We start from the raw sequence: 9,226 nt of genomic DNA on the forward strand, positions 1-9,226 counted from the left end.
AATCCAGATATGAATTCGTTTCGCGCAAAGGCGCAAAGACGCAAAGAAAGAAGCAAAGAAGATTAGTCCAAAATTCTTTCATGTTTTAAATCAGCAACGCCATTGTTAAACTTTGGCAATGTTATTTTTATGTCACGGATGGCTGGAAAGTTTATCCTGGATTTATTCCCGATGGTGACCAAATTATCTGTAAAACATACATGACTAGAGTTGAGGGTGAAAACACTAGGTTAAGACATTATCTAGCTAGATTACATCGCAAGACTCTTTGTTATTCAAAATCAGAGGTAATGCTAAGACACTCAATTAAGCTATTGATACATTATCTGAAATTTGGTGATGTTCCTGTTCCTTATCGTTTCCTATCTTGATTCAGCAACGCCAGAATAACAAAGTCAAATATTATCATGTAGCTAATAGCCCGATTCCCCTAGTCAGTGCAGTTGTCGATGCAGCTTATGTTATCAAAGCACTTCAGGATAGCTAAGGTGATCCCTCAAAATATTTTTTGAGCAGATTTACCAATGAATCTGTCGAGAGGATTCGCGAATCGCCTCCACAACTCACTATCGCTCCTATCTCCCTGCCTTCAAAGGCAAAGCCTGGCATAGCGTTTCTCAAGATTGATGAGGTACATTTTCCGATTCCCTATCCCCGAAAGTAGAATCTTATGTATCTTACTAATTCAAGAAAAGCTGTAAACAATATTAAAAGACAGGATCAATATTTGATTAAGTGAATCATTAACTTTTACTATGGTTACAAAACACCCATAGTTTCCGTAATGTCACAATTAACCCTTAATCTGATTGAAGGTTCTGTTAAATTCAATTTTTCACCCGAAGCCGCTCGTAACTTGCAACAAGAAATCGCTACCCTTGTAGAAAGTCTCAAGCTTGCTGCTGCTCATGGTAATCCTAGAGAAGGCCGCCCGAAACCTCGTCCCGCAATGGAATATCAACATACTGGAGAAGTATTTCTAGAAGTTTTTTGTAATCCAAATATTTATCCTAGTCCCTATGCAGCCAAAGTCCTCTTGACCTTGAGAGACGATCGCATTCGCTTAACGAGTGAAGCTGAACTTACTAGATTAATTGAAGATATTAATCAATATCTTGAAAGTTGATAAATAATAATGAGTGATCAATTACCAGAATCCCTAGAAAACTTGATCAGTCTGCTGGCAGAAAGTATGACTGATCCAGACGACACTGGTAATAATGACTCTCAAAACAAAATTGAGCAGGCAGAGAAAAACAACATATCCATTTCAGAATTATCCGAAAATCTATCTTTGCTATCAGAAAATCATGCCGCTGCACCGGAAAAGACGGAAATCAAGCAAGAAAATGAAATTACAGCAGAAAAGATCGAAGATAATAGTAATAATATAAATTCAGAAGGGAGTTTGACCTCTACTGAACCTAGTTTACTTTTAAAAGAAGAGGTATTAGACCAAAGTTCGGGCGGTCAATATTCTGATGAAACCCCAGAACTACGACCTCAGAAGGAAGAAGTAGATAATCTTCTGCCCTCTGCCCTCTCTCTTGGTAAGCGTTCCCTTGCGCCTGACGGCGGTGCGGGGTCTCTGCCTTCAAATACGACAAAAGACTTTCTGCAACAGCCAGAGAATCCAGAAGCTATTTTGTTGCAGGATTGGATTAACACCAAGGAGCGGCAAATAGACGATTTGGCCGCATCGATGAACAATATAATTCCCTTGATTGTGGAATTATTGAGCATTAAAACTAATAATTCGCGAGAAGCAATTTTACAAGCTGTCGTGCCCATTATCGATCAAATCATTGAGGAACGCTCAACTCAAGATAATCAGGGTATGGCAGCTGCGATCGCAAAAATTCTGCCCAATGCCATTAGTCAAGAGATTCAAAGCCAGCCCCAATCTATTGCCAAAGCGATCGCACCAGAGGTAGCCCTGTCAATTGAAGAACAAATTGTCATTGACGAAGACGCTATTTCCCGTGCTTTGGGTTCAGAAATGGGTAAAGCGATTAAAGCCCAAATTGAACTCGAAAGAGATGCCATGGTGGATGCACTCTATCCTGTGATTGGCAGCACGATTTCTAAGTATATGGCGGAAGTTGTGCAGTCAATCAACGAAAAAATCGAAGAAACTTTGAGTCCCAAAGGAGTTTCCCGCAAAATTCGCGCCAAAATGCAAGGAGTTTCTGAGGCGGAATTGATTTTTAAAGAAGCTATTGGCTATAGTGTCAGGGCAATTTTTTTGATTGATAAGGCTTCTGGCCTGGTCATTCAGGAAGTGCAACCCAATACCGAAGATCTTTTAGACTCAGACATGATTGCAGGTATGCTCACCGCAATCCGTAGTTTTGCCAATGATTGCATGGCTTCTGGGTCAGAATTGGATGAAATTGATTATGGGAATTTTCGCATTCTGCTCGAAACCGCAGGTTATTGTTATCTAGCCGTAGTGGTGAAAGGGGAACCAGAACCCCAATTTCGCGATCGCATTCGCCAAACTTTCAGTCAGATAATTCTCAAACATGGCAAGCAGATCGAAAATTATCATGGAGACCCCGAAACTGTTTCTCCCCAAATTCAACCTTTATTGGAAACCTTAGTTGATTCCCAAGATGAATCAGAACGCTCCTCAAAACGACCCACGACGCTGATCTGGCTAGTTGCTATCCTGCTTAGTGGTATTTTAATTCCTTGGGGCATCATTCAATATCGAGCCAAAACCGCCCAACGCATTGAGCAGGAGACCGCGATCGCCCTTGATAGCAATCCCCAACTATCTATTTACCGTCTAACGCCCCAGGTCAAGGGAGGCAGATTAAGCCTAACGGGGAAAGTCCCCAGTAGCTATTTTCGAGAATTAGCCGAACAAACAACCGAAGAGATTGCTACCACTAAGAAATTACAACTAGATAATCAGATTATTGCGGTTGAAACCATTCGGGACCCTGGTTTGACGGCGCAAGAAATTGCTAGAACCACCGAGATTTTTAATCAACGTTCCCGAATTGCGATCGCAACTAGTTATGCCGATAATACAGTCACCATCGAAGGCTTTATCTTAGATGCCAGGGCGCGGCAAGTTATCGCCGCTACTTTCGGAGAAATCCCTGGTGTAGCACAAATCATCTTCTTGACTCAAAATCAATTACCAAGCCTAGAAAAACGTATTTATTTTGAATCTGGAGGATTAAAGTTTAGATCTGTCGAAGATTCTAGTAGAATTGACTCTATAAAACAATTTTTAGATCAATATCCCCTAATTCACTTAAGAATTATTGGCCATAGTGATCCTTCAGGTTCGAAAAGTATCAATCAAAAATTAGGATTAGACAGAGCGCAGCTTGTTCGTCAAATGGCGATCGCCAAACAGGTTGATCCCCAAAGATTACAAATTGCCTCTAGTTTAGAATTGCCTCCAAACATGCCGCAAGGTCAACCTTTGTGGTTAAGTCGTTGTGTCAGATTTGAAGCTTTTATTCCTGGGAAAGATATTATTAAATAATATTTAAGTATTTAAACTAATGGCGGTAATTTCCAAAAAGATCTGTTTACTAGGTGATTTTAGCGTCGGCAAGACTAGCTTAATAAGGCGTTTTATTGAAGGAAAATTTAGTGACCAATATCTAACTACAGTAGGAGTCAAAATATCCCGAAAATCTTTGAAGTTAGATGCTCTTGAACAAACTATTAACTTTATCCTCTGGGATATTGAAGGACAAACCAAGTTTCAGTCGATTACTCCCAGCTATCTTCAAGGCTCAACTGGAGTTATTATTGTTGGGGATCTGACTCGCCCTGAAACCCTCAGCAGTTTACAAAAGCACCTTGAGCTTTTTCTCCAGATAAATCCTCAAGGCATTGCCGTTGTTGCTTTGAATAAAACCGATCTTGTAGCTCCCGAAAAGCTTAGTAAATTACTTGAACAATATAGTTTTAGTAATCAGACAGAGGTTCTCGCTAGCTATGGAACTTCAGCCAAATCAGGCAATTGTGTTAATGAAATGTTTCAGCAACTTGCTCAATCTATTCTTGCTTAAACATCAGTTCGACGAAATTTTCCTTTTGATTATACTTCCCAAGTTGAACAACGAAGTAATAGGCTTTTCCCTAAATCCCCAAATCCCCAAATCCCTAAGTCCCTATTCAGAACTAGTAAATTTTGTGCTCATCGAACTCACGTATGATTTAAGTTAGTTAGCGGTACTTAAACAATTAACAAAGTAAATATACAATGCTCAAAAGGATTGAAGACAATTGATCCTATTCTACTTACCGACAGCTAATCGCGAAGAGATTGTAATTATTAAAAGCGATCGCCAAAAGTAAAGTGTAATAAGCTACCTCCTTCATTATTCAAGCCAAACTCCAAGCGCATCCGACCGATTATAGAAGTGGCACTCAAACCCAAACCATAGCCTAAACCATCACCAAATTTTTCTCTAGCATCAGCAGGATTTCCATCAACACCATCAGCAGTAGCGAGATCATTACCATAATCCACAAATAAACTTCCTCCCAGACCAACATCTTGCTTTAATATCCTCAAGGCGGCGATCGGAAACCGATATTCGGCTGTCGCTTTGACAAAACTACGACTCGTTCCCACTTCGCCTTTTTCGAAGCCGCGAATTGTCTGAGTACCGCCCAAGACAAAGGCTTGATAGGAAGGAACATCGCCGATAAAAGTACCACCTTGCAAATTGAGAATTAAGGTACGAGGCCCTTCGGTAAACCCAAATAGATTTAGAGGGATAAATTGACTAAAATTGGTCGCGAGGCGATTGTAAACAATTTGGGCATCCCCAATGGGAATCGATTGACTTGATCCAAAACGCAATCGAGAACCGCGAGTCGGCTCATTAGAATTATCAGTAGTCTCAAACAATAGAGCAGCATCGAGTGTTAACAATGTATCCTGGCCATCCTCACTAAAAGTTAGGGAGTTTCCCAACTCATCTTCAGGGCTAATATTATTGGTAAATGCAGCATCGCGAATCGAAACTTTTTGATAATTAACGCCGAAAGACCCATCAAGATTAGTTGCTAGGGGTTGGGCATATTGCAGTCCACCACCAAAACGATTTACCCAAGGAACATTACCATTAGCCAAATCAACATCTTCCTCCCCGTTTTCATAGGCAGGACTGCGAGCACTCGAAACATAAATATTCACGGCAAAGGCCCCGGGCAAAGCTGGTGCTGAATTACCATATCTAAAATCCAGGCCATATCTTTTGGGATCAGCGATTCCCTCAAAGAGAAAACCATTATTAGCGCCCAAATTCTGTCTTAAATGAGCTGCCGCTGAAATCACAGCCAGACCTGTCTCTTGTTGGGGAACATCTAAGGCCGTGCGAGTTGGCCCATTGAGAGCATCTGGATAGCCAATTATCGTACCAAACCCAAAGATTGTAGAGCTATTTGCCTCTGTTAATTGAATATTGAGCTGCCCGCCAGAAGATTTGGTAAAGGGATCAACTTGTTTTTTATCTTGGGATGGAGTATCGGTGTTACCTTGAGCAGTTATATTTTTTTCTTCCGGGGAAAGTAAATCAAGAGCCGTCTTTCTTGGTTCCTCTAGTTGCCAATCTTGTTGCGGTGTATCTTTCTTAAGAGGAGCAACATCCCCATTAGTTTCCGAAATATGGTTAGATTGTGCTGCAGTAGCTGTTGTCCATAATAAATTAACCAGAACCATACCGAAACTCAAGTTTAAAGCAGAACTGATAACGGATAAACAGCGAGCTCTTTTTGTCATGTTAATTACTTCTCCACAACGATTTCAGTTTTATGCCTGACCATAACTGTTGCTCAAGGTAATTCATACTATCATGACTGGCTTTAAAAAAATTACTTTTTCTGGGAAATCAATGATAGTTTATTTGGCAAAGATATACGTTAAATATATAAGTTAGATAACTTTTGGTTATGACATAATATGTTCTCTAAGCTACATTAAATCAGTCATGATTTGCACATAAAAACACACAAAAAAATTAAATAATCTTTAATTTTTGCGGATACAGTTTTTTTTCTTGTGATATGTTACAAGTAAGAAGATTGGCGCAAATTTACCTTGTATCGTGGCTGAGTCCCAAATATCAGCTATCCTTGATTTAGAAGGATTTACCTCGTCTACTCATGTTTTTATCTGGGTAATCGTTACAATAGAAGAAGAAAAATCGCCGTTAATTAAATAAAAACTAAGTTTAAGTTAAGGATGGACTTTATGGGAGAAATTTTATAAATTTGATATTCGATATGATGCTAAAAGCAAGTTATTTAGATTAGTGATTAAGTCAGTCTTTTTTATTGGCTAATCGATCAAGCAAAATGTAAATACATAGCCCCAAGGCAGGAATTCTTTATGGTTCAAACTCCAATTTCTCCAAGCGCAGCTTCAGAAAACCCTCTCACTTCAGAGGAGCTTAACAAAATCCACGCTTATTGGCGAGCCTGTAACTATCTGGCTGCTGGCATGATTTATCTGCGTGATAATCCCCTACTCAAAGAAGATCTAGCCCCCGAACATATTAAATATAGACTCTTAGGCCATTGGGGTGCCTCTCCAGCCCTGAGCTTTTCCTACATACATCTCAATCGCTTAATCAATAAGTACGATCTCAATGCGATCTTTATGGCGGGACCCGGACATGGAGCTCCAGGAGTTCTAGGCCCTGTCTATTTAGAAGGTACCTATTCCGAAATTTACCCTGATAAAAGTGAAGACGAGGAAGGACTACAAAAATTCTTCAAACAGTTCTCCTTCCCCGGTCATATTGGTAGCCATGTTACTCCTGAAACTCCTGGTTCAATCCATGAAGGTGGCGAGTTAGGATACAGTGTTTCCCATGCCTTTGGTGCTGTCTACGACAATCCTGATTTAATCGTTGCTTGTGTCGTCGGTGATGGGGAGGCTGAAACAGGGCCTTTGGCAACTGCTTGGCATTCTAATAAGTTTTTAAATCCGATTCGCGATGGTGCGGTCTTACCAATTCTCAATCTTAATGGTTATAAGATTGCTAACCCCACTATTTTGGCTCGCATTAGTGCGGAGGAATTAGAATATCTCTTCCGTGGTTATGGCTATACTCCCTACATCGTGGAGGGTTCCGATCCTGAACTAATGCACCAGAAAATGGCTGCAGTGATGGAAGAATGCATCCTCAAAATTAAAGGGATTCAGCAAGAGGCCCGCAGTACTGGAGTGGCCAAGCGTCCTATGTGGCCGATGATTATTCTCCGCACGCCCAAGGGCTGGACAGGCCCCAAAGAAGTCGATGGTCATAAGGTAGAAGGCTTCTGGCGTGCCCACCAAGTTCCTATGGGCGGTATGCATTCTAATCCCGAACATCGGGAATTATTGGTTGAATGGATGAAAAGCTATAAGCCAGAAGAACTATTCGACGCTAATGGCAAGCTAATTCCTGAGCTGAAAGAACTGGCCCCCAAAGGCGATCGCCGTATGAGTGCCAATCCGATCGCTAATGGTGGCTTGCTGAGAAAAGATCTGCTCCTCCCCGATTTTCGCGACTATGCGATAGATGTGACCCAACCTGGAACTGTAGAAGTGGAAAATACCCGCATCATGGGTAACTTCTTGCGGGATGTGATGGCCAAAAATATGACTAATTTTCGGGTTTTTGGTCCCGATGAGACCGCATCGAATCGTCTTTCGCCCATTTATGAAGTTAGTCAAAAAGCTTGGATGGCAGATTATCTACCTGAAGATGAAGATGGTAGCTTGCTATCTCCTGATGGCCGGGTAATGGAGATGTTGAGTGAACATACCTTGCAGGGTTGGCTAGAAGGTTATTTACTCAGCGGTAGACATGGCTTGTTCCACACCTACGAAGCCTTTGCCCATGTGGTAGATTCGATGTTTAATCAACATGCAAAATGGTTAGATATTTGTAAGAATGAAGTGCCCTGGCGTGCTCCGGTCTCTTCTTTGAATATCTTGCTCTCTTCTCTAGTTTGGAGACAGGATCACAATGGTTTTTCTCACCAAGATCCTGGATATGTGGATCTTGTGACCAACAAGAGTGCTGATGTTACCCGCATTTATTTCCCTCCCGATGCCAATTGCTTGCTTTCTGTCACCGATCATTGTTTGAAGAGTAAGGATTACATTAATGTAATTATTTCTGATAAACAGATGCATCTCCAGTATCTGACTATGGATGAAGCGGTTAAGCATTGTACTAAAGGCATTGGGATTTGGGATTGGGCTAGTAACGACAATTGCGGCACAGCACCAGACGAACCTGATGTGGTTATGGCTTGTTGTGGTGATATTCCCACTATGGAATCTTTGGCAGCTACGGCCATTTTGAGAGAGCAAATTCCCCATCTCAAAGTCCGCTTTGTTAATGTGGTTGATCTATATACTTTGCAGTCAGAGCGCGAACATACTCACGGTTTGTCCCAAAGAGACTTTAATACTTTGTTTACCGAAGATAAACCTGTTATTTTCAATTTTCACGGCTATCCCTGGCTAATTCACAAATTTGTTTACCGTCGCAGTAATCAAGACAGAATTCATGTTCGGGGTTACAAAGAAAAGGGTAATATCAATACTCCTCTAGAATTAGCAATTCTCAATCAGGTGGATCGCTTTAACCTCGTGATTGACGTCATTGATCGAGTGCCAAGTCTAGGCTCAAAAGCTGCCTATGTTAAAGAGATGATGAGAAGCGAGATTATTAGCAATCTCCATTATGCTCACGAACAAGGTATTGATAAGCCAGAGATTGTGAACTGGAAATGGCCTTATTAATCAGTTATCAGTTGTGAACTAATAAATTTGCGATCGCTAGAAGAATATGGCGATCGCAATTAGTCAAAAACATAGAGAATAAATCATGGAAATATCAACTCCTCAAGGTCAAGAGCCAACTCCCGAAGAGCTTAAAGAACTTGAAAAACTCAAGGCAATTATTGAAAGTGCGATCGCAGATGGGAAATTAACAGAGCCGGAATTTGCCAGAATCAAAGCGGCAATTCGCGCCGATAATAAAGTAAGTTATGAAGAAATTCATTTAGTCAGAACTCTCATCTACGACAAAATCGCCAGTGGAGAACTCGAAAGAGTTTGGGAATAAAGCTGGTGCCGCTGCGCGGAAGTAATGAGTAATAAGTAATGAGTTAGGACTTACGCAAAATAAAATATCATTATCTTGAGCCTTATCCCTTAAATTATCAATAAAAGCCATCAATGCAA

Annotated in this window: 6 protein-coding genes and 1 pseudogene; 6 read left to right on the forward strand and 1 reads right to left on the reverse strand. The window is 40.9% G+C overall.

All coding sequences use genetic code 11. The features are described 5' to 3' along the window. Positions 1-101: 101 nt before the first annotated feature. From XEN7305_RS27535 to XEN7305_RS08410, 4 genes and pseudogenes are all read left to right on the forward strand, one after another. A pseudogene (locus tag XEN7305_RS27535) lies at positions 102-371 on the forward strand (IS1 family transposase); the annotation flags it as partial. A 413-nt stretch (positions 372-784) separates the two neighbouring features. Beyond that, complete coding sequence (locus tag XEN7305_RS08400) at positions 785-1,126, forward strand: hypothetical protein (RefSeq protein WP_006508964.1); 342 nt, start codon at positions 785-787, stop codon at positions 1,124-1,126. Between the two features lie 9 nt (positions 1,127-1,135). Further along, entirely contained in the window at positions 1,136-3,505 is a 2,370-nt protein-coding gene (locus XEN7305_RS08405) for an OmpA family protein (RefSeq protein ID WP_006508965.1), read from the forward strand. A gap of 19 nt (positions 3,506-3,524) precedes the next feature. Then, a complete protein-coding gene (locus XEN7305_RS08410; RefSeq protein ID WP_006508966.1) occupies positions 3,525-4,040 on the forward strand; it encodes a Rab family GTPase in 516 nt (171 codons plus the stop codon). A 266-nt stretch (positions 4,041-4,306) separates the two neighbouring features. Here XEN7305_RS08410 and XEN7305_RS26525 read toward each other — a convergent pair whose 3' ends face one another. Beyond that, a complete protein-coding gene (locus XEN7305_RS26525) occupies positions 4,307-5,761 on the reverse strand; it encodes a BamA/TamA family outer membrane protein (RefSeq protein WP_006508967.1) in 1,455 nt (484 codons plus the stop codon). Positions 5,762-6,370: 609 nt separating this feature from the next. Between XEN7305_RS26525 and XEN7305_RS08420 the strand changes: the two genes are divergently transcribed. Beyond that, positions 6,371-8,782: a phosphoketolase gene (locus XEN7305_RS08420; RefSeq protein ID WP_006508968.1), complete on the forward strand. Its 2,412-nt coding sequence runs from the start codon at positions 6,371-6,373 to the stop codon at positions 8,780-8,782. Between the two features lie 85 nt (positions 8,783-8,867). Then, positions 8,868-9,107 carry a hypothetical protein gene (locus XEN7305_RS08425; RefSeq protein ID WP_006508969.1) on the forward strand — a complete coding sequence of 80 codons (240 nt, stop codon included), beginning with the start codon at positions 8,868-8,870 and terminating at the stop codon, positions 9,105-9,107. Positions 9,108-9,226 lie beyond the last annotated feature (119 nt).

It is taken from the genome of Xenococcus sp. PCC 7305, from assembly GCF_000332055.1.
Classification (GTDB): Bacteria; Cyanobacteriota; Cyanobacteriia; order Cyanobacteriales; family Xenococcaceae; genus Xenococcus.